Origin of the sequence: Streptomyces chiangmaiensis (genome assembly GCF_036281785.1) — a bacterium.
In the GTDB taxonomy this organism is placed as follows: Bacteria; Actinomycetota; Actinomycetes; order Streptomycetales; family Streptomycetaceae; genus Streptomyces; species Streptomyces chiangmaiensis.
This window is the reverse complement of sequence record NZ_JAYWVC010000003.1, coordinates 20,104-43,982: the sequence shown is the minus strand read 5'-3', so window position 1 is coordinate 43,982 and position 23,879 is coordinate 20,104. Positions and strand designations below refer to the sequence as shown.

The following is a 23,879-nucleotide window of genomic DNA, read 5'->3' as shown; positions in this document are numbered from 1 at the left end:
GGGCGCGTTGTCCACCCCATGCGGCATGTGCCGGCGAGAGTGCGCCCTTTGTCACCCCTCCTGCCGTGAATTCACACTCTGTCCGTCTGTGCGTGCCCGACGCCGGAAATGGCGAACGCCTGCCTACGATCCCCCGGTGGTCCTCTTCCTCGTCGAACGCGTCACCCGGCTCTCCGTCGACCAGGCCTGGCGCCGCCTCACGGACTGGCCGCGCCACGGGAACGTGGTGCCGCTGACCCGGATCTCGGTGCTCACCCCGCCACCGACGGCCGAGGGCACCGTCTTCGTGGCCCGCACCGGTCTCGGTCCACTCACCTTGGACGACCCGATGCAGGTGACGGTCTGGCGGCCACCGGCACTGTGCCGCCTGGTCAAGCAAGGGCGGTTCGTCACCGGCTGGGCGGAGATCGAGGTTCACCCCCACGGCAAGGGGGGCTCCCGCGTGGTGTGGCGGGAGGACCTGGCCGTACGCCCGCTGCCCGCGCTCTTCGACCGGCCGCTGGGATGGGCGGGGCGAAGGATGTTCGCACGCGCGGTGGACGGGTTGCTCGCGGCGGATCCCGGCCCCGGTGTCGGTGGGGACGTCTACAGTCCTCCAGCATGACGGAGACCGCGCACCATCGGACGACCCGGGCCTCGTACGACGAGGTGGCCGAGGACTACGACAGGTTGCTCAGGGACCAGCTCGCGAACATGCCCTTCGACCGTGCCATGTTGGGGGTGTTCGCCGAGCGGGTGCTCGACGGCGGCGGCGGGCTGGTCGGAGATCTCGGATGCGGCCCCGGACGGATCACGACCTATCTGGAGAAGCTGGGACTCGACGCCTTCGGGATCGATCTCTCACCGCAGATGGTGGCCGTCGCCCGGCAGGCCTACCCCGGTCTCCGCTTCGACGTCGGGTCGATGACCGCCCTCGACCTCCGGGACGGCTCGCTGGCGGGAGCCCTCGCCTGGTACTCCACCGTGCACACGCCGCCGGAGGAACTGCCCGCGGTCTTCTCGGAGTTCCATCGGGTCCTCGCCCCCGGTGGACACCTCCTCATGGCCTTCAAGGTCGGCGACGAGTGTGTGCACCTCGACCACGCCTACGGCCACGATCTGTCCCTGGACGTCTACCGCTACCCGCCGGAGAGGATCTCCGAGCTGCTGGGCCGGGCCGGTTTCGAGGAGGTCGCCCGGCTCGTGCGGGCCGCAGACGGCCCCCGGGAGGGCAGCCCGCAGGCGTATCTCCTCGCCCGCAGACCCGTCTGATGCCCACTCGGGCCAACGACCCGATCCGTTCGGTGGAGACCGGCGTCGTGTCGTGGTGGATGGGGTGTGGAGGCAGCATCATGGCCCCGATGACCACCAGAGCCGCCGAGGCCACCTCCTGGGGGACGATCGCCGTCAGCGGCGTGAAGAAGAGACAGGCCGCATCGGGGGCCTGTGGGACGGGGTCCCCCAGTGAAAATCACCTGTTCAGCACCCGTGGGGTCACGTGCCCGTGAGGTGTTCGGGCCGTACCGGCGTCCTGTTCAGCTCCAGGCCGGTGGCGTTGCGGATGGCCGCCAGGATCGCGGGAGTCGAGGAAAGGGTGGGCGCCTCGCCGATGCCCCGCAGCCCGTAGGGGGCGTGGTCGTCGGCGAGTTCGAGCACGTCGACCGGGATGGTCGGCGTGTCGAGGATGGTGGGGATCAGATAGTCGGTGAAGGACGGGTTCTTCACCTCCGCGGTCTTCGGGTCGACGACGATCTCCTCCATGACCGCGATGCCCAGGCCCTGGGTGGTACCGCCCTGGATCTGGCCGACGGCGGACAGCGGGTTGAGCGCCTTGCCGACGTCCTGGGCACAGGCCAGCTCGATGACCTTGACCAGACCCAGTTCGGTGTCGACCTCCACCACGGCGCGATGCGCGGCGAAGGAGTACTGGACATGGCCGTTGCCCTGTCCGGTGCGCAGGTCGAAGGGCTCGGTGGGCCGGTGCCGCCACTCCCGCTCGACCTCGACGGCCTCGTCACCGAGGACGTCCACCAGGTCGGCGAGCACCTCGCCGGCGTCGGTGACGACCTTGCCGCCCTCCAGCAGCAGTTCGGCCGTGGCCCAGGCCGGATGGGTCGAGCCGAACGTGCGGCGGCCCATCTCCAGCACCTTCTCACGAACCAGCTCGCACGCGTGCTTCACGGCGCCGCCGGTGACATATGTCTGGCGGGAGGCGGACGTCGAACCCGCCGACCCCACCTGCGTGTCGGCCGGCTGGATCGTCACCTGGGTGACGCCCAGCTCGGTGCGGGCGATCTGCGCGTGGACGGTGACACCGCCCTGGCCGACCTCCGCCATGGCGGTGTGCACGGTGGCGACGGGCTCCCCCGCGATCACCTCCATGCGCACCTTTGCGGTGGAGTAGTCGTCGAAGCCCTCGGAGAATCCGACGTTCTTGATGCCGACCGCGTAGCCGACACCGCGTACGACGCCTTCGCCGTGCGTGGTGTTGGACAGACCGCCGGGCAGCTGCCGGACGTCCGCGCCCTCGGAGCTCTCCCATTGGCGCTCCGGCGGCATCGGCATCGCCTTGACGCGACGCAGGAGTTCGGCGACCGGGGCCGGGGAGTCGACCCGCTGTCCGGTCGGCATGACGCTGCCCTGCTCCATGGCGTTGACCTGCCTGAACTCCACCGGGTCCATGCCGAGTTCCTTCGCCACCTTGTCTATCTGCGCCTCGTAGGCGAAGCACGCCTGGACCGCGCCGAAGCCACGCATGGCGCCGCAGGGCGGGTTGTTGGTGTAGAGGGCGATGGCCTCGATGTCGACGTCGTCCACGACGTACGGGCCGATGCCCAGGGAGGCGGCGTTGCCGACGACCGCCGGGGACGCGGAGGCGTAGGCGCCGCCGTCGAGCACGATCCGGCACATGACGTGGGTCAGCTTCCCCTCGCGGGTGGCGCCGTGCTCGTAGTACAGCTTCGCGGGGTGGCGGTGGACGTGCCCGAAGAACGACTCGAAACGGTTGTAGACGATCTTGACCGGCTTGCCGGTGCGCAGCGCGAGCAGACAGGCGTGGATCTGCATCGACAGGTCCTCGCGGCCCCCGAACGCGCCGCCGACGCCGGACAGCGTCATCCGCACCTTCTCCGGTGGCAGGCCGAGGACGGGCGCGATCTGACGCAGGTCGGAGTGGAGCCACTGGGTGGCGATGTAGAGGTCGACGCCGCCGTCCTCCGCCGGGACCGCGAGTCCCGACTCCGGCCCCAGGAAGGCCTGGTCCTGCATGCCGAAGGAGTACTCGCCCTCGACGATCACGTCGGCCCGCCCGCGGGCCTCCGCCACGTCGCCGCGGACGATCGGCTGGCGGTGGACGATGTTGGGGTGCGGAACATGGCCGCTGTGGTGGTCGGTGCGGTTCTCGTGGACGAGGGGCGCGTCAGGGGCCGTCGCGGACGCCTCGTCCGTGACGACCGGCAGCTCGTGGTACTCCACCTTGATCTTGGCGGCGGCGCGCCGCGCGGTCTCCGGGTGGTCTGCGGCGACGATCGCGACCGGCTCGCCGTGGTGGCGGACCTTGCCGTGGGCCAGAACAGGGGTGTCCTGGATCTCCAGACCGTAGTACTTCACCTCGGTCGGCAGGTCGTCGTACGTCATGACGGCGTACACGCCGGGTGTGGCGAAAGCCGCGCTCGTGTCGATCGAGACGATCTCGGCGTGCGCGACCGTGGAGCGCAGGATCTGGCCCCACAGCATGTCCTCGTGCCACATGTCGGAGGAGTACGCGAACTCCCCGGTGACCTTGAGGATGCCGTCCGGACGGAGCGTGGACTCGCCGATGCCGCCCTTGGTCCGAGAGCCCTGCGTGATCTTGGTGGGAACGCCGTTGGGCATGCTCAGACCCCCTCGGACTGCCGGGCGGCCGCCAGGCGGACCGCGTCCATGATCTTCTCGTAGCCGGTGCAGCGGCACAGATTGCCCGACAGCGCCTCACGGATGTCCGCGTCGCTCGGGTCGGGGTTGCGTTCCAGCATCTCGTCGGCCGCCACGAGCAGACCCGGGGTGCAGAAGCCGCACTGGACGGCACCCGCGTCGATGAACGCCTGCTGGATCGGGGAGAGCTCCGCACCCTCGCCGGTCTGTGAGCCGGCCCCCTTGGCCCGCCGGTGTTTCGCCTCGTCCAGTGAGGTACCGCTCCCGTCCGAGGCGCAGGACCGCTGCTCGGCGTAGTCCGCGAGTCCCTCGACCGTGACGACCTCGCGGCCCTCCACCTGTCCGGCGGCGACCAGACAGGAACACACCGGCACGCCGTCCAGGCGTACCGTGCAGGAGCCGCACTCACCCTGCTCGCAGGCGTTCTTGGAGCCCGGCAGCCCCAGGCGCTCGCGGAGGACGTACAGCAGCGACTCGCCCTCCCAGACGTCGTCCGCTTCCTGCGGACGTCCGTTGACGGTGAAGTTGACGCGCATTACGCGACTCCCTCCGTGGCGCGGGCGGTGCCGCGGTAGGACTCCCAGGTCCAGGTCAGGGTGCGGCGCGCCATGACGCCGACCCCGTGGCGGCGGTAGCTCGCGGTGCCCCGGACGTCGTCGATCGGGTTGCACGCGGCGGAGCACAGGTCGGCGAACTGCTTGGCGACCGACGGAGTGATGATCCTGCCGTTCTCCCAGAAACCGCCCTCGTCGAGCGCCGCGTTCAGGAATTCCTCCGCGGCCTCGGCCCGGACGGGGGTCGGGGCGGCGGAGCCGATGCCGGTGCGGACCGTGCGGGTCGCTGGGTGCAGGGCGAGGCCGAAGGCGCACACCGCGATGACCATCGCGTTGCGGGTGCCGACCTTCGAGTACTGCTGCGGGCCGTCGGCCTTCTTGATGTGGACGGCGCGGATCAGTTCGTCGGGCGCCAGAGCGTTGCGCTTCACGCCGGTGTAGAACGCGTCGATCGGGATGCGGCGGGAGCCGCGCACCGACTCGGCCTCGACCTCGGCACCCGCCGCGAGGAGGGCGGGATGGGCGTCGCCGGCCGGGGAGGCGGTGCCGAGGTTGCCGCCGACGCCGCCCCGGTTGCGGATCTGCGGGGAGGCGACCGTGTGGGAGGCGAGGGCCAGGCCCGGCAGTTCCACCTGCAAGTGCTCCATGATCTTGGCGTAGGGGACCGAGGCCCCGAGCCGCACGCTGTCCTCGCCGACCTCCCACTCGTACAGTTCGCCGATGCGGTTGAGGTCCATCAGGTACTCGGGCCGGCGGTGGTCGAAGTTGATCTCGACCATCACATCGGTGCCGCCTGCGATCGGCACAGCGGTTTGGTGCTCCGCCTTGGCGGCGAGCGCCTCTTCCCAGCTTGAAGGGCGAAGGAAGTCCATGACCGGCTCTCTTCTTCGTTTCGTGGGTCGTACGGATCGAGCCGAGATCGGTCGGCGGGCCCGGCTCGTTCAGGTGCTCTCAACCCGCAACGGGGTCAGTACACCGCCCCCGCTTCGCCGGGGTCAGTCACCGAAACCATGAAGGAGTTGGCTGGCCAGGGGGCCCATCTTGTAGATTCATATGAACGGAGGCCATCAGTTTCCTCACCGGTTTCCTCTGGAAACATCACGCACTGCCGGAAGGAATCGCGAGCACGGCTTCCGTGACCCCAGGCCAACGCCCTGGCCGATCGAACGTGGATTTCCGGACAAGAACGGCGGCGACGAGACATGCGGCTGCGCGCACTGCTGACCACCGACGCGCTGGGGCTGCGGCTGCTGGGCGGCGAGGACGAGCTGGACCGCGCCGTGCGTGGGGTGATGACCACGGATCTCAAGGACCCGAGCCGCTATCTCTCCGGCGGCGAACTGGTCCTCACGGGCCTGGCGTGGCGGCACGATGCCGCGGACTCCGAGCCCTTCGTCCGTATTCTCGCAGGTGCGGGCGTCGCCGCGCTCGCCGTCGGCGAGGCCGAGCTGGGAGACATCCCGGAAGACCTGGCCGTGGCCTGCGCCCGGCACCGGCTGCCGCTGTTCGCCGTCCACGAGTCGGTGGCGTTCGCCACCATCACCGAGCACGTCGTGCGCCAGGTCTCCGGCGAGCGGGCCGGGGACCTGGCGGCCGTGGTGGAGCGGCACCGGCGGATGATGACCTCGGGTCCGGCGGGCGGGGGCCCGGACGTCGTCCTCGACCTGCTCGGCTCCGACCTGGACCTGCGCGCCTGGGTACTCTCCCCCACCGGCCGCCCGATCGCGGGCCCGACGCCGGGGCTCGCGGCGGACGTCCGCACCCGGCTGGCCGCCGAGCACCTGACGGCGGTGCGCACCGGCCGCCGTGGACCGCACCGGGTGACGGTCGGCACGACGACGTACTCGCTCTTCCCGATCCGCAACTGGGGCCACCGCTTTCCGGCGTCCGAGACGGACCGCATGGGCGAGGCGGCACGGGACGTGCGCGAGACGGTGCTGTCCGACTGGCTGCTCGCCGTCGAGTCGGACGCCGGCGACTGGGCCGAGGAACGGCTCGACCTGCTGCAGGGCGTCACCCAGCTGATCGCGGTCGAGCGGGACCGGCGGGACGCGGCGCGCACGGTGCGGCGGCGGCTCGCCCAGGAGGTCCTCGAGCTGGTGCAGACGGGGGCAGCGCCCGCCGAGATCGCGGCCCGGCTGCGGGTCGCGGCGCCCGTGCTGCTGCCCGGTCTCGGAGCGGCCCCGCACTGGCAGGTGGTCGTGGCCCGGATCGAGTGGGACGAGGGGGAGGCCGAGAGCGGCCTCATCGCCCAGTCGCTGCTCGAGGAGATCCTGGTCGACACTCCCTCGGTCTCTTCGGACCGGGAGTACCCCCAGTCGGACGCTCCGGAGCACGCCGACCGGATCGCGGTGGCCCACATGGGCGACGAGGCCATCGCGCTCGTCCCCCTGCCGGCGATCTCGTCGGAGCACGACGGCACCGAGCCGGGCATCCTCGCCGACGCGCTCCTGGAGGCCGTACGGGCCCCTCTGTCCGCGGGACTCGACGGCGACGGCCGGCTGACGCTGGGCGTCAGCGCCGCGGTGCACTCGGCCGAGGGGCTGCGCGGCGCCCTGGAGGAGGCACGGCACGCCCGCCGGGTCGCCGCAGCCCGGCCCGGCCGGGTCTGTGCCGCCGGCCACCAGGAGCTGGCCTCGCATGTGCTGCTGCTGCCGTTCGTCCCGGACGATGTGCGCCGTGCCTTCACGGCTCGCCTTCTGGACCCCCTGCGCGACTACGACCGCAAGCACCGCGCCGAGCTGATCCCGACCCTGGAGGCGTTCCTGGAGTGCGACGGCTCCTGGACCCGCTGTGCGACCCGGCTGCACCTGCACGTCAACACGCTGCGCTACCGGGTCGGGCGTATCGAGCAGTTGACGAGTCGTGACCTCTCGCGCCTCGAGGACAAGCTCGACTTCTTCCTGGCGTTGCGCATGAGCTGAGGTCACACAGACGGCACGAACGGTGGTTCCGACCGCCGCCCTGTCCCACGACTTTGTGAAATCCTTCACCCGCCCCCTTGGCCCGGCGCCGCGATTGGTGCTGGAATGCCGCCACCACTCAACAGCTCGACGGCGCGCTCGGGGAGGGCAACGTGGCGTATACCGCCATGTCTGGTACGGGAACGACCGCAGGTGACGATCCACTCCAGACCGCAGTGTGGCGGCTGCGCTCACGCGCCTGCTGGGCCGACGCGGCGGCCCTTCTGCAGGCGCAGACGGCGGAGGCCTCGCTCCAGCGGGCCACGCTGCTCGTCGAACGGTGCCTGTACACGGAGCAGGGCTGGGAGGACGCCGAGGACGCGCTGCGCACGGCCGAGGCACAGGCCCACAGCGACGAGGAGCGGGGCGCCGCGGCGTGCGAGCGCGGTCAACTGGCGTACGCGGCCACGCTGCACGGTGTCCGGGACCGGGCGGACGAGGCGCGCGCCGCGCTCGGCCGGGCCGCCGCGCTGATCGCGCCGGGCGCTCCGGGCCGGGCGCTGCTGGACTTCCGGCGGGGGCTCATCGCCGAGAACCTCGCCCACTCCCCGCAGGCGGCCCTCGCCGCCTACCGCCGCGCCCATGCGAACGCCTCCGCGTACGGGGACGCGCTGCTGCTCTCCTTCACCTGGCGCCATCTGGCGGGACTCGCACTGCGCGAGGGCGAGGTGGCGGAGGCCCGGCACGGCTTCGCCGAATCGCTGCGGATCCGTGAGGAGCTGGGCTACCTGGTTGGTACGGCGCCCGCGCTGGCGTCGCTCGCGGACACGGAGACCGAGCCGGAGGCCTCCCGGCTGCGGGCCGAGGCGGGCCGGCTGTTCCGGTTGCTGGGCGGTGTACCGACCTGGCTCGCACGGCAGCTGGTGTCGGTGAAGCCGGGAGCGGGACCGGACGCCGCCTAGGAGATCGAGCGAGTCCGCCCCTGTCCCCTCGATGGCGCCGGTGCTTGTGGCCGGCGCCGACCGGCCGGGGGCGGCGCCGACCGCCCGTACGCCCGGCCGCCGCGAACGCCGTGCGGTCAGAACGTCCCGGTGAAGTGCTCCCGCACCAGGGACTGCACCACCGCCAGGTCCTGTGCCGTCAGCGCGTCCAGCAGGGCCGTGTGCTCGGCCGCGTCGGCGATGAGGTCGGCACGACCGCGTGGGTCGGGGCCGCCGACGAGCGGCCACTGGGCACGGCGGTGCAGGTCCTCCGCGATCCGCACCAGCTGCTCGTTGCCCCCGAGGGTGAGCACCGCGCTGTGGAAGGCCCGGTCCGATTCGGCGTACGTCGCCCGGTACCCCGATGCCGCGGCCCGTACGGTCGCCTCGGCCAGCGGGCGCAGTTCGGTCCAGCGTTCCGCGGGTACCGTGCGGGCGAGCCGCAGCATCATCGGAACCTCGATCAGCGCCCGGATCTCGGCGAGCTCGGCGAGTTCACGGGCACTGCGCACGACGACGCGGAAGCCGCGGTTGGGCAGGACCTCGACGGCGCCCTCCAGGGCGAGTTGCTGCATCGCCTCGCGCACGGGGGTGGCCGACACCCCGAAGCGCTCGCCCAGCGCGGGCGCCGAGTAGACCTGCCCGGGCGTCAGCTCCCCGGCCACCAGCGCGGTGCGCAGGGCGTCGAGGATCTGCCGGCGCACAGAGTTCCGCTGCACGACAGGACGCCCGCTCCCGGTCTCGGACGGCGCCTCACGCAGCGGTCCCTCACCGGCTCGCGACCCCTCGTCGCCGCGCGGGCAGTCCGCCCTGCGCGGCCTCGGGATCGGCGCCTCACTGTGAATGTGCTCACCCCGCGCCGCTCCGGCGTCCTCGCAGCGCTCGCGCACCTCGTCCGCCGGCCGCAGTTGCGCAGGCACCGGGGCGGTCCGTGCACGGACGTCCGCGGTCCCCGTCTCGGCCGAGCCCTCCACACAGCGGGAACGGGCCTGCTCCACGGGCTCCTCCTCCGGTTCTGGTGGTGCTGGACGGGTACGGGTCGGTCTTCGGCACGGCTCACCGCTCGTAAAGCACCTTAGGCACCTTACGCTCCGGTTCACGCACCGATCACCTCGGCTAAGGTGAGCCTTACCTATCAACGCGTCCGAAACGGCGGTGCCCGTATGCCCCTCTCCGCCTCTCCCCCGTCCGTCGTAGCGGAGGCATACACGCGGCTCACCGAGGTGTTCCCGGCGCTGGCCGTGACGGACCTCGGCCCCGGTGAGGCGGCTCCGGAAGGCGAGGGCTGGATCCCGGCCACGGGGCTCGCGGAGGGCGGAGCCGCGCTGGACGCATTCCTGGCCTGGGACGAGGACCAAGTGGTGCGCGACTACGGGCATCGGGCCCGCCCGGACGTCGTGGCGAGCTTCGGACTGCACCGGTACGCCTGGCCTGTCTGCCTGCTGATCACCGTGCCCTGGTTCCTCCGGCGCCGTGTGCCGCGTCTCCCTGTGGAGCACGTCACGTACCAGCGCTCCCTGGGGCACATGGCGGTGCGCACCGGCGCGTTCGCCTGCCTTCCGGACGATCCTGCGGCCGCCCTGCCGGGCGCCAGGGTGGTGGCGGACGAGGAGGCGCTGCGGGCCGAGGTCCGGGCGGCAGTGGCCGAGCACCTCGGCCCGGTCCTCACCGGATTCGGGCCGCGCATGCGACGGCGAGAGCGTGCGCTGTGGGGCATGGTGACGGACGAGATCGTCGACGGGCTCTGGTACGTGGCCCAACTGCTCGGCGAGGAGCGACGCGCGAGGCGCGAACTGGAGCTGCTGCTGCCGGGCGCGACGAAGCCCTACCCGGGCTCGGCCGGGTTCCGGGAACTCACCGGCCCGAACGGCGAGTCGCTGCCCACCCGCGACCGGGTGAGCTGCTGCCTGTTCTACACGCTGCGCCCCGAGGACACCTGCGCCACCTGCCCGCGCACCTGCGACGCCGACCGCGTCACCAAACTGACGGCAACCGCAGCAGGTTGACGCCCCCTCGGGGCGGGTCCTGGCAACCGGTCACGGGCTCCGCGCCGTAAGATCCACACCGACGAGACCCCACCCGGATCACGACTGTTTCACAACTCCCTCACTTGTTGCGGGAATTTTCCGTGGAACCATCCGTCCAGGTCGTCATATTCGAACTCAACTCCCGCCGTTCAAGCGGCAGTTCGAGCAGAACACCGTCCCGGGCATCCCCTTGCACCTCCTTGGCGGCCTCTTGCCACGAAACCCCCTGAGGGCCGGTGGAGTTGGGCCACCATGGCGGGCGTTACGCCCTATCCCCATGCAAGGGACCCCTGATGAGACTGACCGACATATCGCTGAACTGGCTCCTTCCAGGCGCCGTACTGCTCCTGGGCGTGCTGGTGGCGGTTGCGGTGCTCGCGCGTGGCATGCGGTCCAAGGAGAGCACGAGTGCCGACGACTCGTGGGAGCGCAGCGAGGAGCGCCGCAGGCGCAAGGAGACCATCTACGCAACGACTTCCTATGTGCTTCTCTTCTGCTGTGCCGCGGTCGCCGCGGCACTTTCCTTTCACGGCCTGGTCGGCTTCGGCCAGCAGAACCTCGGCCTGAGCGACGGCTGGGAGTACCTGGTCCCGTTCGGCCTGGACGGCGCCGCCATGTTCTGCTCGGTGCTCGCGGTGCGCGAGGCGAGCCACGGTGACGCGGCGCTCGGTTCCCGGATCCTGGTGTGGACGTTCGCGGGTGCCTCCGCCTGGTTCAACTGGGTGCACGCACCCCGGGGCGTCGACCACGCGGGCGCTCCGCAGTTCTTCGCGGGCATGTCGCTCTCGGCCGCGGTGCTTTTCGACCGCGCGCTGAAGCAGACCCGCCGTGCGGCACTGCGCGAGCAGGGCCTGGTCCCGCGTCCGCTGCCGCAGATCCGCATCGTCCGCTGGCTGCGGGCGCCGATCGAGACGTACAAGGCCTGGTCGCTGATGCTCCTGGAGAGTGTGCGCAGCCTGGACGAGGCCGTCGAGGAGGTCCGCGAGGACCGGCGCGAGAAGGAGCAGGACAAGGCGCGGCAGCGCGAACAGCACCGGGTCGAGCGCGCACAGCTCAAGGCGCTCGGTCGCAGCCACCACGCGCTGACGGGCGGCAACGGCGGGCGTCAGATCGAGGTGCAGACCGTCGAGCGGGCGACCGCACCGGTCTCATCGGAGCCTGCCATACCCGCGGGGGAACTGCCCTCGCGTGCCCGTCCCCCGCTCCAGCCCGTCCGGAGCACCTCCGCTGACCCGATCACGGTCGACCTCACCGCCGAGGACGACACCATGGCCCTGCCCCGGCTCGACTCCCTGGAGCGCAAGCTCAAGGACCTCGAGCAGCAGTTCGGCTGAGTCGGGCACATCACTGAAGGGGGGCGCGGCACGGCGCCGCGCCCCCCTTCAGTGCGTCAGGCCGCCTCGCCGTCCAGTTCGAACCACACCGCTTTGCCCACACCGTGCGCCTGCACACCCCACGCGTCCGACAGGGACTGGACGAGGATCAGCCCCCGGCCGTGCGTGCCGTCGCCGTCGTCCGGCCGTCCCGGCCTGGGTCTGCGCCCCACGAAGTCCCTTACCTCCACGCGGAGTCGGCGCGCGGACACGGTGGCCGTCAGGATTGCGTCGCGGTCGGTGTGGATGAGCGCGTTGGTGACCAGCTCACTGGTCAGCAGTTCGGCTATCTCGGATCGTCCCGGCCTTCCCCAGCGCGCCAGCAGCTCCCGCAGCGCCCTGCGCACCTCGGGCACCGCCCGTACGTCGGCCCGGCCCAGCCGGCGCCTGAGCTGTTCACCCCCCGACGGGCCCTCCGTGGTGCCGGCCGCTTCCTCCGTCTTCTTCGCCGAGGAGGCCCCGATGACCACGGGACCGCCCCCTCGCGCTCGCCTCTTCATGACCCCCGCCGGTACGTGGATACCGAATCCCCCTGCTCGAACATGTCCACCGGGATCCATGCCCCGTCGGACACACGGCAGTCATGTCGATTCATCAACTACCAATACGCACTGGGTCATATGAGCCCGGCGCGAGTGCGCCCTGAGCGCCCTCGGTTCGGCTCCCGGTCACACCGTACGGACCGGGCCCGTCGCACGACACGCCCGGCCCCTCAGGAACACACAGCTGTACGCCCGTTCGCGACCGGGCGCAGCGCGGGCCACGAGACCGCTGCCGCTGGGCCCTTCGGCCGGCTGCGGGCTGCCGATACGGCCGTACGGCGCCTGCGGTCGCTCCCGCCCGAGTCGACATGTAGACAGGGCACGTAGGCCGGGGTGACAGGCCGTCAGCGCCTGGATTACTCCAAACGTATTGTTCCTAATATTGTCCGCATGTCCGACATGACGGATAACGAGATTGTTAGTACGTTCAATCTCGTCGGCGTCGCAGCCGACGTCTCAGAGACAGGAGAAGTGACATGGCAACGCGTTCCACCGCTGTAACGGCCGCAGCTGCAGCCGCCGCGGCCCTGGTGGCCACGGGTATCACGTACGCCTCCGCGGCATCCGAGCCGCAGGCGGCCCCGATGGCCCCGCGTGCCGCCGCAGCCCCGGCCGCCGCGCCGGACGGCGTCAACGGCAGTAACGGAAACGGCAACGGCAACAACAACGGCAACGGCTACGGCAACAACAACGGCAACAACAACGACAACAACAACAACGGCTACAGCGAGGGCGGCGGCGGCGGCGGTGGCGGCGGCGGCAGCAAGAGCTTCCGCAAGATCACCCGGTGCGAGCAGGACGAGGGCTTCGGCAACTTCGACGACGACAACGGCGACCACGGCGACCACGGCGACCGCTGCGACCGCGACCACGACGACGATGGCTTCAGGCACGGCAGGATCTCCGTCAACGAGCGCGAGTTCGCCGGCGTGCCCGACGGCTGCATCACCGTGGTCAGTGGCCTCGGCGCCAACAGCGTCAACGTCCGCAACGAGAGCAGGAACGTCGTCGAGGTCTTCAACGGCGCCACCTGCGACAACGGTGCTCCCCTCGCCACCGTCGGCCCCCACAGCTCTTCGAACGGGCTGTTCCCCCGCAACATCAGGGGCGGTGTGAAGGTCAGGCACGGCGTGGTGGCCAGCTTCCGAGTGATCCGCCGCCACGTGGAGCGCTTCGTGGAGGAGAAGGAAGAGCACAGCGGCGGCGGCGGTGGCGGCGGCGGCGGCAACAGCTACGGGAAGGGTGACGAAGGCAACAACAACGGAAACAACGGAAACAACGGAAACAACGGAGGCAGGTGACGAAGTCGCCCGCGTGACAGGGAGATCGAGAACCCCGGCCCGCCGGAATCGGGCCGGGGTTCCGGTCTGCGCGCAACGTGTCCGCTGGCTACGGCCTGGGCACGTTGCGCAGGTTCGAGCGTGCCAACTGGACCATGCGGCCGACTCCTCCGTCCAGCACGATCTTCGAGGCGGAGAGCGCGAAGCCCGTCACCATCTCCCGGCTGATCCTGGGTGGAATCGACAGTGCGTTCGGGTCGGTGACGATGTCGACCAGGGCGGGACCCTTGTGCCGGAAGGCGTCCTTCAGCGCGCCCGGAAGCTGCTTGGGTTTCTCGACCCGTATGCCGTACGCACCGCAGGCGCGCGCCACGGCGGCGAAATCGGGGTTGTGGTTGGTGGTGCCGTACGAGGGCAGTCCGGCGACCATCATCTCCAGCTCCACCATGCCCAGGGAGGAGTTGTTGAACAGAACGACCTTCACCGGCAGGTCGTGCTGCACCAGGGTCAAAAAGTCCCCCATCAGCATGGAGAACCCACCGTCGCCGGACATCGACACGACCTGACGGCCCCGGTCGGTGAACTGCGCGCCGATCGCCATCGGCAGCGCGTTCGCCATCGAACCGTGCGAGAACGAGCCGATGATCCGCCGGCGGCCGTTGGGGGATATGTAACGAGCCGCCCAGACGTTGCACATCCCCGTGTCGACCGTGAAGACCGCCTCCGGGTCGGCGAGCTCGTCGAGCACCGACGCCACGTACTCGGGGTGGATCGGAACGTGCTTGTCCACCTTGCGGGTGTACGCCTTGATCACGCCTTCGAGCGCGTCCGCGTGTTTCTTCAGCATCTTGTCGAGGAAGCGCCGGTTCTGCTTGGGCCGCAGCCGCGGGGTGAGACACCGCAGGGTCTCCTTCACATCGCCCCACACCGCGAGGTCCAGTTTGGAACGACGGCCCAGGTTCTCCGGGCGCATGTCGACCTGGGCGATCGTCACATCGTCCGGCAGGAAGGCGTTGTAGGGGAAGTCGGTGCCCAGGAGGATCAGCAGATCGCACTCGTGGGTGGCCTCGTACGCGGCGCCGTAGCCGAGAAGGCCACTCATGCCGACGTCGTACGGGTTGTCGTACTGGATCCATTCCTTGCCCCGCAGAGCGTGCCCCACCGGGGATTTGATCTTCCCGGCGAGCTCCATGACCTCGCCATGGGCGCCCGCTGTGCCACTGCCGCAGAAGAGGGTGACGCGCTCCGCCTTGTCGATCATCGCCACGAGCTCGTCTATCTCGGTGTCACTCGGGCGGACGGTGGGCCGGGAGGTGACGAGGGCGGTCTGGGCGGGCTTGTCGGGGGCCGGCTGGTCGGCTATGTCGCCGGGGAGCGAGACGACGCTCACGCCGCTGCGGCCGATCGCGTTCTGGATCGCCGTCTGGAGCAGCCGGGGCATCTGCTTCGGGTTGGATATCAGCTCGCTGTAGTGCGAGCACTCCTGGAACAGCCGGTCCGGGTGGGTCTCCTGGAAGTATCCGAGACCTATCTCGCTGGACGGTATGTGCGAGGCGAGCGCGAGCACGGGGGCCATGGAGCGGTGCGCGTCGTAGAGGCCGTTGATGAGGTGGAGGTTGCCGGGACCGCAGGAGCCCGCACACGCGGTCAACCTCCCGGTTATCTGGGCCTCGGCTCCCGCCGCGAAGGCTGCGGTCTCCTCGTGGCGCACATGCACCCAGTCGAGGGCGGCATTGCGGCGGACGGCGTCCACGATCGGGTTGAGGCTGTCGCCGACCACTCCGTACAGACGTTTGACACCTGCACGGGCGAGTATGTCGACGAACTGGTCCGCGACGTTCTGCTTGGCCATGGAACCACGCACCCTTTCGGTTGCCTAGGGTCCATCAATCCACAGGCACGGCCGTCACGCCTCCCAAACGGCGGCCGCCGTACGGTCGTCCGCGTAGCCCTTGACCCTGACCACGGCGTCGGTGAGGAAGGCGGCGAGGCCCGGCGGTTCCCCGGCCGACCAGCGCTCTGTGAGGAGCTCGGCGAACTGGGGCTCGCCGCGCAGCGGATCGGCGAGACCACCCGTGCACAGCAGCAGCGTGTCACCCGGCCGGGCGATCGACGCACGGAAGCGGAAGGGGTCGCGGGGTGGTTCGGGAGCCGGTTCGTAGGGGCTCGGCGGCGTCGTGATCCCCAGATCCATGGTGAGCCGGTCGCTCTCGGGAGTCTCGGACGGCAGTGAGCCGAACCCGACCACCGCTTCGCCCGCCCCCTCGGTGACACGTGGCTCGATGTCCTGCCACTCGCCGTCCCGCAGCCGGAACAGGCCGCCGGCGCCGACGCCGAAGAAGACCCGCGTACGGCAGGCCGGGTCGGCCGGCAGCAGCAGACAGCGAAGGGTCGCGGCGTACCCCTCGGGGTCGACGCCCTGCTCGGCGGCGCGGGCCCGGAGCTTGCCGAGGCTGCGGTCGGTGAGCCGCTGCAGCCCCGACTTGAGGTCGCCACGGCGTGCGGCCCGGATGTCCTCGCCCAGGCGGAGGTGACTGCGCCCGACGGCACGCCCGATCGAGTGGCACACCTCGGAGGCGGCCCGGTGTGCCCCCGGCGTGGCGCGCGTGCCGGTCGCCATGGCGACGAGGACGAGCGCCTGGTCGCCGGCGCCGAAGCGGGCGGTCAGCAGGGAGTCCCGGCGCGGCTCGCCACGGTAGCGCGCCGAGTCCCCGCGCGCCGAGACCGCGCGCAGTGTGCAGGCCCCGTACCGCGCCCCGTCCAGCACCGTGTCGGCGACGAGGTCGTCGAGATCCTCCGGATCGGCGAGCGGGAGGGCTGTGGGCTCGGCGGCGTAGGTGGGCGGCCCGGAACCGACGCAATCGACCGCGGGCGAGGTGCGGGGAACGGCAAGCGGGGATGCGGCTTCGGCGGTCCCGGACGGAGACGGGAGCTGGGGAGCGTCGCCGGACGGGGCGCCCTCGAACGGCGGACCCAGGGAGGGTGGCGCATCGGCCGGAATGCGGTTCGGGAGGGCGGGCGGGTCGGCCGGGGTACGAAAGCCCGGGACCGCCGCAGGCTCCGCCGTTGTGCCGGCGTTCGGCGACTGGGCCCAAAAGCCCGGCTGCCTCGGCCCGGACGAAAAGGTCACAGGGCCCGTCGGCCGGGTGGAAGGGGGGTCCCACGGCGCCGGGGCGCGGGCCGGAGTTCCGGGGTGGCGCTCGTCCGGCCGTAACGGGGAGGAGACGGTGGGCCCGGTGGGCGGGGCCACGGGGGGCCTTCCCGAGGAGGTCGTCTCCCTCCCCGGCGCCGAGGCTCCGGGCTCCGGCACCGTCGGGCGCTGCTCCGGCACGACCGGCGGAGCCCCGGGTGGGAGTCTCACCCCGGTCGCGTGCCCGCCGTTCTCCTCCCCCACCGTTCCCGCGGCCGAGGCGAAGCGGTCGTCGAGGGTGTCGGCCGCGGGGGCCGGTCCCGTGTCCCCGGTGGAGTCGTCGTACAGCTGCCCCCACCAGTCGTCCTCATGACCGGTGGGCCTCTCCCCCTGCTGGTTCATGCCCCCAATTGTCCACCGCACGGGGCGCAGGAAAACGGGGCATCCGGAAATTCCGGCCACGCGACCGGCCCTCGATCCGCACGGAGGACGACACCTCGAACGAGGGTACGAGCCGGCCATCGGAGGGCGGGCCGCCGGACGATCCCACCCCCAGGGGAATCCTCCGGCGGCACCGCCGTGACTGGGCCCGGCACTCCTCCGGCACCCCGTCACGTCCTTGGGCCCGCCGTCCGCGTCAGCGCAGACCGAGTGGACCCGGACGGCATCGCGGGCGGCAGTTGTGACTGCGGTGGCGTCACCTTGGCGGAGAGACCAGGGGTAGGGCGATGATGTCCCGAGGCGGGTTTGCGCCGTGACTGTTTTCCGCCACCGCGCGCACCGCGGGGCTTGTCTTCGAAGAGGGACGACGGTTGATGCTGGCTGCGATAGGTCTGGACGAGACGCACGAGTCGGCGTACCGGGCGCTGGTGTCCGTGGGCGCCGCCGATGTGCCCGATCTCGCACGGCGACTGTCGCTCGGCGAGCACGACACCGAGCACACCCTGCGCCGGCTGGAGCGGCACGGGCTCGCGGCCCAGTCGTCGGCCCGGCCCGGCCGCTGGGTCGCCGCGCCGCCGGGGGTCGCGCTGGGCGCACTCCTGGCCCAGCAGCGGCACGAGTTGGAGAAGGCCGAGCTGGCTGCCGCGCTGCTCGCCGAGGAGTACCGCGCGGCGGCCGCCGAGCCCGCGGTGCACGACCTGGTCGAGGTGGTGAGCGGCGCGGCCGGGGTCGGCCAGCGCTTCCTGCAGCTCCAGCTCGGCGCGATCGAGGAGGTCTGCGCGCTGGTCACCGGCAATCCCGTCGCCGTGTCGGGAACGGAGAACGACGCGGAGGAGCAGGCCGCGGGCCGCGGAGTGCGCTACCGGGTCGTGGTCGAGCGCGCGGTGCTCGACCGGCCGGACGGCATCACCGAGCTGACCGCCGCGCTCGGCCGTGACGAACAGGTGCGCGTCGTCGACACGGTGCCGACCAAGCTGCTGGTCGCCGACCGGTCGCTCGCGATGGTGCCGCTCACCTCGCGCACCGCGGAACCGGCGGCTCTCGTCGTACATGCGAGCGGGCTACTGGAGCTGCTGTCGGGCTTGTTCGAATCGGTGTGGCGGGAGGCGCTGCCCCTGCGGCTCGGGGTGTCCGGCGTCATGGAACAGGCGCCCGACGGCCCCGACAGCACCGATCTGGAGGTCCTGTCCCTGCTCCTCGCGGGGCTGACGGACGCGAGCGTCGCCAAACAGCTCGGCCTGGGCCTGAGGACGGTGCAGCGCCGGGTGAAGCGGCTGATGGAGCTGACCGGTGTGACGACGCGGCTGCAGCTGGGCTGGCACGCGTACGAGCGGGGCTGGGTGGCGCGGCAATGACCCGTCTGACCAACAGCGATACATACGTCGCCTCGCGGGATAGCTCCGATGAATGCCGAGCCGCCTGGAGGCACCGTGTCCAGTCCGACCAGACGAACCGTCCTCGCCACCGGATCCGCCCTCGGCGGTGCGCTGCTCGCCGGGGGCCTGCCCGCGCAGGCTTCGGCGGCCGACCGCACCGGCAGCGCGGGACGGCCAGGGACGGAGGCTGCACCACGAGACGGTGGACGAGGGCACCGTGCGCATCGCGCTGCGCACCGGCGAGTCGGCGCTGATCACGGCGAAGGGCGACCGCCCCGACCTCACGATCGCACCGGTCGCGCCGAGCGGGACGGCTCCCCGCTGGGGCCTGCCCGCCTGACGCGACGTCAGCGCAGAAGTGCTGTCAGGTCGATGGCGGCGGCGAGCGCCGTCATACCCGCGTCGTTGAAGTGAAGGTGGTCGCCCGGGTCGTAGGCCGGGCTGATCCGTGCGGGGCGGGCGGGGTCGCGGACGGCGGCGTCGAAGTCCGCGACCCCGTCGAAGAGCCCGCTCCGGATGAAGGCGTTGATCTCGTGCCGCAGCCTCTCGCGGGCGGGAGTCCAGCTCCCATGACCGCCGAACGGGGTGAGGGTGGCGCCGATGACGCGGATGCCGTGGGCGTGCGCGCGGGTCACGATCCGGCGGTACGCGCGCACGAAGGCGCCCGGATCGGTCTGCGGAGGCTTGCCCTTGAGGTCGTTGACGCCTTCCAGGACGACCACCGTGCGGACTCCGGTGCGACCGACCACGTCTGCGTCCAGTCGCGCGAGGGCGTTCGGGCCGACACCGTCGAGGAGGAGGCGGTTGCCGGAGATCCCCGCGTTCAGGACGCCGGGCCTGCGGCTCGCGGGCAGGGTGCGCAGGCGCTCCGACAGCAGATCGGGCCAGCGGCGATTGGCGTCGGGCGAGGATCCGTTGCCGTCGGTGAGCGAGTCTCCGAGCGCCACCACACTGGCGGCGGCGGCCGGACGCAGGACGTCGACTTCTGTCACGTAGTACCAGCTGGCGACGGTGGCGGTGTACGCGGCACCGCCGGTGTCGGCGGTCCGGTTGCCCTGCCTGGCCACGTAGTTGGTCTGCAGGGCGGTGCGGTGGTAGGTCGCCGGGCCCGAGTCGGCGGGCGTGTGCACGGTGACGAGGAGGTCTGCGTCCGCCGGTACATGGAGGAGGACAGGGTCGGTGACGCGGTCCTGGCCGGCGGGGACCGTCACCGAGGTGGCACCGTCGAAGGTGGCGCTGCGCAGGGATCCGGGCACGGCCTCGGCCCCCGTGGGCCCGTCGGGCAGCCGCAACGCGACGGTGACGGCGTCGAGTCGCAGCGGCGCTCTGCCGAAGCGGTTGGACAGATGGACGCGGGTGGCGATGCCGCCGACGCTGATGTGCACGACGTTCCGGATCGACGCGCCGGGCAGGGCGGGGGTGGTCCCCGAGGGGGCCGCCTCCCAGGTGCCGGTCCACTGCGGTGCCGTCTCGGCCCGGATGGCCGTGTCCGGCAGGGTGGCCGCGGTGGACACGAGAGCGAGGGCCAGAACGGCCAGGCAACGACGCAGGGTTCCCGTCGCACGGACCAGGTTGACCATATGGAGGCGCCCTCTCCTCACCGGCGGTCCCGGGGACACGGAACCGGGAAGCCCTCGATGACTTCCCGGGACACACCGGCGGGCTAACACACCGTCACACCTTCGGGCCTACGGCGGCCGTCCCGCACAGGGACCGCTCTTCGGCGATCCCCTGAGGCGGTCGCACTCCCGGGAGACGACGGCCGGGATCCGCTGCGAACGGACAACGGCGGTGCCCGGCCGGGCGAATTCAGCGAGGCCGAACCCGCGCATCGACGGGCGCGGCCAAGAAGTGGTGGAACCTGCAGAAAAACCCCGAGGTGGCCCTGGTCGTCGACGACATCGCCGGCCTGCGCCCGTGGTGGGTGCGCGGCGTCGACATCCGAGGCGATGCCGAACTCCACACCGGGCCGCACGATCTGGGCTCGCATGTCAGCGAGGAGGTGATCCGGATCCGGCCGCGGCGGATCCGTAGCCGGGGTACAGCCGGGGTCTGGAGGAGCCGCCTCAGGGCAGTCGGCGCACGCCCTCCAGGGCGAGCAGTCGCAGCTTGCGGTCGAGGCCGCCCGCGTAGCCGGTGAGGGAGCCGTCCGCGCCGATCACGCGGTGGCAGGGACGGACGATGAGCAGGGGGTTGGCGCCGATCGCCCCGCCGATGGCTCGGACGGCGGCCCGCGCCGCGCCGATGCGGGTGGCGATCGCACCGTACGTCGTGGTCGTTCCGTACGGCACGGAGTCGAGCGCTGCCCACACCCGCTCACGGAACTCGGTTCCGTCCGTACGCAACTCCAGCCGGAACTCCTTGAGTTCGCCGGCGAAGTAGGCGGCGAGCTGCTGCTCGGCCGTCCGGAAGAGGGCAGGCGTGTGCCGCCACTCCGGCCGGAGGGTGCGGCCGCCCTTCTGGCCGGGGACGGAAAGGGAGGTGAGGGCGCCGGTCCCGTCGGCGGTCAGCAGGAGCTCGCCGACCGGGCTGTCGAGCGTGGTGTAGTGGACGGCGTCGTGCCGAGTCATGATCGGTGGTCTTCCTGTTCGCCCGGAATCGGCTCGCCGGCCGTCCGGAGGTGTTGGAGGGCGTACGAGCGCCACGGGCGCCAGGCGTCGGGGACGTCCTGGCCCGGCGGTGCCACGTCGGGGTCGCCGAGGGCGCGGGTGCGGATGACGGCGGCGATGTGCGGGTCCATGCCCGGCAGGGCGAGCAGTGCGTCCTGTGCGTCGTCGCGGTCGGCGCCTGCGTCGAGGCGGAGGGTGCCGTCGGCAAGGGCGGTCGCCAGGGCGGCGTGCGTCCCGTGGGGCTCGGCCTCGGCGAGCGCGGCCGGTTCGGGGAAGACATGGGTGAGCGTGCCGTACGGGGAGTCGAGGGCCTTCCCGTACCGGCGGACCAGTCTCTCGGCCCCGGCCCGGCCGACGAGCGCACGCACGGCGAACTCGTCCGGATCGGCCGCACCCGGCGAGCGCAGGCCCGGACGCGAGGCGACCAGCGGGGCGAGCCGGGGGTCGGCGGCGAGACGTTCGTCGACGGCGTACGGGTCCGCGTCGAGGTCGAACAGCCGTCGCAGCCGCTGGACGGCGCTCGGCAGGTCGCGAGGGTCGGTGAGATGGAGCCGGGCATCCAGCCAGCCGACCACGTGGTCGTGCGTGTGCGGCCGCGACGCCGCACGACCGGGGCGTTCGTCGACGGCCACGACGGCGGTGCCGTACGGCAGCCGTAGCGTGCGGCGGTAGGTTCGGCGCCCGCGCGGACCCTCCACCTCCTCGATGCCCCCGATCGCCTCACGGGCGAACTGGTCGAAGACGGCGGTGGACTGGTAGGGGCCCCGGTGGGCGAGTCGCAGCGGGATCCCTGCGGAGGGCGCGGCTGCGCGGCGGGCGGCCGGCTCGCCGCGGCGTGCACCCGCGCGCAGCTCGCTCGGGGTGGCGGCGTACACCGCCTTGATCGTGTCGTTGAACTGGCGCACGCTCGCGAAGCCGGCCGCGAAAGCGATCTCCGTGACCGGCAGCGTGGTGGTCTGCAGCAATACACGGGCGGTGTGGGCGCGCTGGGCCCGGGCGAGTGCGACGGGTCCGGCGCCGACCTCGGCGGTCAGCTGCCGCTGCACCTGGCGGACGCTGTACCCGAGCCGCAGGGCGAGTCCGCCGACGCCCTCACGGTCGACGACGCCGTCCTTGATCAGGCGCATGGCGCGCCCCACGACGTCCGCGCGCACGTTCCACTCGGCGGAGCCGGGCGCCGCGTCCGGACGGCACCGCCGACAGGCCCGGAACCCGGCGCTCTGCGCGGCGGCGGCCGTCGGATAGAACCGCACGTTCTGCCGCTTGGGCGTCATGGCGGGGCAGCTGGGCCGGCAGTAGATCCCGGTCGTCTCGACGGCGAAGAAGAACTCACCGTCGAACCGGGCGTCCCGGCTGCGCACCGCCTCGTACCTGGTGTCCTCGTCGATCACGCCTTCCAGTCTCCACCAGGGGGCGGGCCGGGACTGGCGGGAATCGGACATGGCGGTGCCGCCCCCGGAACGGGGACGGCACCCGGGGCTCTACCGCCACCGCCCCCGCTTCGCCTCCATCGCCGCCTTGCCCTGGGCGCCCTTGCGCTTCCACTCCCGGCGCAGCTCCGCCCGCACCCGGGCGTCTGTCTTGGCGACGATCCACTGGTTCTCGCGCAGCAGCTTGCGGTAGCTCTCGAGCCGCCGCTCGGACAGCTCCCCGGACTCCACGGCGCCCCGCACCGCGCACCCCGGCTCCGCGTCGTGCGCGCAGTCGTGGAAACGGCACTCCGCGGCCAGTTCCTCGATCTCGGAGAACACCTGGCCCACACCGGTCTCGGCGTCCCACAGCCCCACCCCGCGCAGCCCGGGGGTGTCGATGAGGACCCCTCCACCCGGCAGGGCGAGCAGATTGCGGGTGGTCGTGGTGTGCCGGCCCTTGCCGTCCATGTCCCGTGTGGTCTGCACCTCCATGACTTCCTCTCCGAGCAGCGCGTTCGCGAGCGTGGACTTCCCCGCCCCGGACTGGCCGAGCAGGACGGACGTGCCACCGGAGAGGACCGCGGCGAGGACGTCGAGCCCCTCTCCGCGCTGTGAACTGACCGGGAGCACCTGCACCCCGGGCGCCGACGTCTCCACGTCCTGGACCAGATGCGCGAGCGTCGTCGCGTCCGGCACCAGATCGGCCTTGGTCAGCGCCACGACGGGCTGCGCCCCGGATTCCCAGGAGAGTGCCGACTTATGCAGCAGGGCCTCGCCACTCGAACAGGACATGGCGAGCGCCAGGAAGCGTTCGACCCGCCCGAGGTCCAGTTCGACCGCAAGTGACACGCAGATGACGACATGATCGATGTTAGTGGCCAGCACCTGACCCTCGGACCGCTTGGACGACGTCGACCGCACGAACGCGGTACGGCGAGGCAGCAGTGTCCGCACGTACTGCGGGTCTCCACCGTCGGGGTCGACGGCGACCCAGTCCCCCGTGCACACGACCTTCATCGGGTCGCGGGGAACGACGAACTCGGTGTCGGCCCGGACGGTGCCGGCGGGGGTGACGACGTCGCACTGGCCGCGGTCGACGCGGATGACACGGCCGGGCAGGAGACCCTGCTCGGCATGTGGGGCGAACTCCGCTTCCCAGCCCTCGTCCCAGCCGTACGGGGCCAGAGGGTGCGACGAAGCGGAAGAAGCCGAAAGAGAAGAGAGATTCAAGGGGAACCCTTCACATGGGTAGCCCCGGCCGCGCGCACTCACAGGCGCGAAGAAGACAGGAGAGATCAGCCGGAGACCACGGAGGTGGAGTGGATGAACTTCTGGTCGCGGGCAGCGCCCATCACAGAGAC

General features: G+C 71.5%; 20 protein-coding genes and 1 pseudogene. 10 read left to right on the top strand and 11 right to left on the bottom strand.

The annotated features are described in order from the left end of the window. Positions 1–136: 136 nt before the first annotated feature. Together VXC91_RS01835 and VXC91_RS01830 are read left to right on the top strand one after the other, a co-directional pair. Positions 137–604, top strand: a complete 468-nt coding sequence (locus tag VXC91_RS01835; protein WP_329504563.1) for an SRPBCC family protein — start codon at positions 137–139, stop codon at positions 602–604. After that, positions 601–1,251 carry a class I SAM-dependent methyltransferase gene (locus tag VXC91_RS01830; RefSeq protein ID WP_329504561.1) on the top strand — a complete coding sequence of 217 codons (651 nt, stop codon included), beginning with the start codon at positions 601–603 and terminating at the stop codon, positions 1,249–1,251. Before VXC91_RS01835 ends, VXC91_RS01830 begins: the two co-directional genes overlap by 4 nt. Before the next feature lie 222 nt (positions 1,252–1,473). Here the strand turns inward: VXC91_RS01830 and VXC91_RS01825 are convergent, their stop codons facing one another. The 3 genes from VXC91_RS01825 to VXC91_RS01815 are packed head-to-tail and all read right to left on the bottom strand — an operon-like array spanning position 1,474 to position 5,317. Beyond that, a complete protein-coding gene (locus VXC91_RS01825) occupies positions 1,474–3,852 on the bottom strand; it encodes a xanthine dehydrogenase family protein molybdopterin-binding subunit (RefSeq protein ID WP_329504559.1) in 2,379 nt (792 codons plus the stop codon). A 2-nt stretch (positions 3,853–3,854) separates the two neighbouring features. After that, positions 3,855–4,427 carry a (2Fe-2S)-binding protein gene (locus VXC91_RS01820; protein ID WP_329504558.1) on the bottom strand — a complete coding sequence of 191 codons (573 nt, stop codon included), beginning with the start codon at positions 4,425–4,427 and terminating at the stop codon, positions 3,855–3,857. After that, positions 4,427–5,317 carry an FAD binding domain-containing protein gene (locus VXC91_RS01815; protein ID WP_329504557.1) on the bottom strand — a complete coding sequence of 297 codons (891 nt, stop codon included), beginning with the start codon at positions 5,315–5,317 and terminating at the stop codon, positions 4,427–4,429. The genes VXC91_RS01820 and VXC91_RS01815 overlap by 1 nt, the downstream gene beginning before the upstream one ends. Before the next feature lie 330 nt (positions 5,318–5,647). Here VXC91_RS01815 and VXC91_RS01810 point away from each other — a divergent pair, with 330 nt between their 5' ends. Continuing rightward, positions 5,648–7,369 carry a PucR family transcriptional regulator gene (locus VXC91_RS01810; protein ID WP_329504556.1) on the top strand — a complete coding sequence of 574 codons (1,722 nt, stop codon included), beginning with the start codon at positions 5,648–5,650 and terminating at the stop codon, positions 7,367–7,369. A 152-nt stretch (positions 7,370–7,521) separates the two neighbouring features. Next, positions 7,522–8,310: a hypothetical protein gene (locus VXC91_RS01805; protein WP_329504554.1), complete on the top strand. Its 789-nt coding sequence runs from the start codon at positions 7,522–7,524 to the stop codon at positions 8,308–8,310. A gap of 116 nt (positions 8,311–8,426) precedes the next feature. Here VXC91_RS01805 and VXC91_RS01800 read toward each other — a convergent pair whose 3' ends face one another. Further along, a complete protein-coding gene (locus tag VXC91_RS01800) occupies positions 8,427–9,326 on the bottom strand; it encodes a GntR family transcriptional regulator (protein ID WP_408057313.1) in 900 nt (299 codons plus the stop codon). 165 nt (positions 9,327–9,491) lie between these two features. Here VXC91_RS01800 and VXC91_RS01795 point away from each other — a divergent pair, with 165 nt between their 5' ends. Beyond that, positions 9,492–10,334 (top strand): (2Fe-2S)-binding protein, encoded by an 843-nt coding sequence (locus VXC91_RS01795; protein ID WP_329504553.1) that lies wholly within the window; start codon positions 9,492–9,494, stop codon positions 10,332–10,334. 314 nt (positions 10,335–10,648) lie between these two features. After that, positions 10,649–11,689 (top strand): DUF2637 domain-containing protein, encoded by a 1,041-nt coding sequence (locus VXC91_RS01790; RefSeq protein WP_329504552.1) that lies wholly within the window; start codon positions 10,649–10,651, stop codon positions 11,687–11,689. A gap of 56 nt (positions 11,690–11,745) precedes the next feature. Here VXC91_RS01790 and VXC91_RS01785 read toward each other — a convergent pair whose 3' ends face one another. Next, a complete protein-coding gene (locus tag VXC91_RS01785; protein WP_408057312.1) occupies positions 11,746–12,198 on the bottom strand; it encodes an ATP-binding protein in 453 nt (150 codons plus the stop codon). A 548-nt stretch (positions 12,199–12,746) separates the two neighbouring features. Between VXC91_RS01785 and VXC91_RS01780 the strand changes: the two genes are divergently transcribed. After that, a complete protein-coding gene (locus VXC91_RS01780) occupies positions 12,747–13,571 on the top strand; it encodes a hypothetical protein (protein WP_329504549.1) in 825 nt (274 codons plus the stop codon). A gap of 88 nt (positions 13,572–13,659) precedes the next feature. Here VXC91_RS01780 and VXC91_RS01775 read toward each other — a convergent pair whose 3' ends face one another. Both VXC91_RS01775 and VXC91_RS01770 read right to left on the bottom strand, forming a co-directional pair. Further along, positions 13,660–15,402, bottom strand: a complete 1,743-nt coding sequence (locus VXC91_RS01775) for a pyruvate dehydrogenase (RefSeq protein ID WP_329504548.1) — start codon at positions 15,400–15,402, stop codon at positions 13,660–13,662. Between the two features lie 54 nt (positions 15,403–15,456). After that, positions 15,457–17,082: a PP2C family serine/threonine-protein phosphatase gene (locus tag VXC91_RS01770; RefSeq protein ID WP_329504547.1), complete on the bottom strand. Its 1,626-nt coding sequence runs from the start codon at positions 17,080–17,082 to the stop codon at positions 15,457–15,459. Between the two features lie 413 nt (positions 17,083–17,495). Here VXC91_RS01770 and VXC91_RS01765 point away from each other — a divergent pair, with 413 nt between their 5' ends. Beyond that, the gene (locus tag VXC91_RS01765; protein WP_329504546.1) at positions 17,496–18,476 is read left to right on the top strand and encodes a helix-turn-helix domain-containing protein; all 981 of its coding nucleotides are present in this window, start codon (positions 17,496–17,498) and stop codon (positions 18,474–18,476) included. A gap of 223 nt (positions 18,477–18,699) precedes the next feature. Continuing rightward, on the top strand, positions 18,700–18,837 hold the full coding sequence (locus tag VXC91_RS01760) for a hypothetical protein (protein ID WP_329504545.1): 138 nt from the start codon (positions 18,700–18,702) through the stop codon (positions 18,835–18,837). A 7-nt stretch (positions 18,838–18,844) separates the two neighbouring features. Here the strand turns inward: VXC91_RS01760 and VXC91_RS01755 are convergent, their stop codons facing one another. Further along, positions 18,845–20,077 carry an SGNH/GDSL hydrolase family protein gene (locus tag VXC91_RS01755; RefSeq protein ID WP_329504544.1) on the bottom strand — a complete coding sequence of 411 codons (1,233 nt, stop codon included), beginning with the start codon at positions 20,075–20,077 and terminating at the stop codon, positions 18,845–18,847. 257 nt (positions 20,078–20,334) lie between these two features. Here VXC91_RS01755 and VXC91_RS01750 point away from each other — a divergent pair. Beyond that, positions 20,335–20,538 (top strand): annotated as a pseudogene (locus VXC91_RS01750) (PPOX class F420-dependent oxidoreductase); the annotation flags it as partial. Positions 20,539–20,563: 25 nt separating this feature from the next. Here VXC91_RS01750 and VXC91_RS01745 read toward each other — a convergent pair. The 3 genes from VXC91_RS01745 to rsgA are packed head-to-tail and all read right to left on the bottom strand — an operon-like array spanning position 20,564 to position 23,748. Beyond that, a complete protein-coding gene (locus VXC91_RS01745; protein ID WP_329504542.1) occupies positions 20,564–21,067 on the bottom strand; it encodes a methylated-DNA--[protein]-cysteine S-methyltransferase in 504 nt (167 codons plus the stop codon). Further along, on the bottom strand, positions 21,064–22,548 hold the full coding sequence (locus VXC91_RS01740; RefSeq protein WP_329504541.1) for a bifunctional transcriptional activator/DNA repair enzyme AdaA: 1,485 nt from the start codon (positions 22,546–22,548) through the stop codon (positions 21,064–21,066). Before VXC91_RS01740 ends, VXC91_RS01745 begins: the two co-directional genes overlap by 4 nt. Positions 22,549–22,587: 39 nt before the next feature. Continuing rightward, positions 22,588–23,748, bottom strand: coding sequence for a ribosome small subunit-dependent GTPase A (rsgA, locus tag VXC91_RS01735; protein ID WP_329504539.1), 1,161 nt, complete (start codon positions 23,746–23,748; stop codon positions 22,588–22,590). Positions 23,749–23,879 lie beyond the last annotated feature (131 nt).

What these genes read in the sequence shown, in the direction of transcription:
- VXC91_RS01830 (WP_329504561.1), top strand. Translation starts at nt 601, where the DNA reads ATGACGGAGACCGCGCACCATCGGACGACCCGGGCCTCGTACGACGAG.
- VXC91_RS01825 (WP_329504559.1), bottom strand. Translation starts at nt 3,852, where the DNA reads ATGCCCAACGGCGTTCCCACCAAGATCACGCAGGGCTCTCGGACCAAG.
- VXC91_RS01820 (WP_329504558.1), bottom strand. Translation starts at nt 4,427, where the DNA reads ATGCGCGTCAACTTCACCGTCAACGGACGTCCGCAGGAAGCGGACGAC.
- VXC91_RS01815 (WP_329504557.1), bottom strand. Translation starts at nt 5,317, where the DNA reads ATGGACTTCCTTCGCCCTTCAAGCTGGGAAGAGGCGCTCGCCGCCAAG.
- VXC91_RS01810 (WP_329504556.1), top strand. Translation starts at nt 5,648, where the DNA reads ATGCGGCTGCGCGCACTGCTGACCACCGACGCGCTGGGGCTGCGGCTG.
- VXC91_RS01795 (WP_329504553.1), top strand. Translation starts at nt 9,492, where the DNA reads ATGCCCCTCTCCGCCTCTCCCCCGTCCGTCGTAGCGGAGGCATACACG.
- VXC91_RS01790 (WP_329504552.1), top strand. Translation starts at nt 10,649, where the DNA reads ATGAGACTGACCGACATATCGCTGAACTGGCTCCTTCCAGGCGCCGTA.
- VXC91_RS01780 (WP_329504549.1), top strand. Translation starts at nt 12,747, where the DNA reads ATGGCAACGCGTTCCACCGCTGTAACGGCCGCAGCTGCAGCCGCCGCG.
- VXC91_RS01775 (WP_329504548.1), bottom strand. Translation starts at nt 15,402, where the DNA reads ATGGCCAAGCAGAACGTCGCGGACCAGTTCGTCGACATACTCGCCCGT.
- VXC91_RS01770 (WP_329504547.1), bottom strand. Translation starts at nt 17,082, where the DNA reads ATGAACCAGCAGGGGGAGAGGCCCACCGGTCATGAGGACGACTGGTGG.
- VXC91_RS01765 (WP_329504546.1), top strand. Translation starts at nt 17,496, where the DNA reads ATGCTGGCTGCGATAGGTCTGGACGAGACGCACGAGTCGGCGTACCGG.
- VXC91_RS01755 (WP_329504544.1), bottom strand. Translation starts at nt 20,077, where the DNA reads ATGGTCAACCTGGTCCGTGCGACGGGAACCCTGCGTCGTTGCCTGGCC.
- VXC91_RS01745 (WP_329504542.1), bottom strand. Translation starts at nt 21,067, where the DNA reads ATGACTCGGCACGACGCCGTCCACTACACCACGCTCGACAGCCCGGTC.
- VXC91_RS01740 (WP_329504541.1), bottom strand. Translation starts at nt 22,548, where the DNA reads ATGTCCGATTCCCGCCAGTCCCGGCCCGCCCCCTGGTGGAGACTGGAA.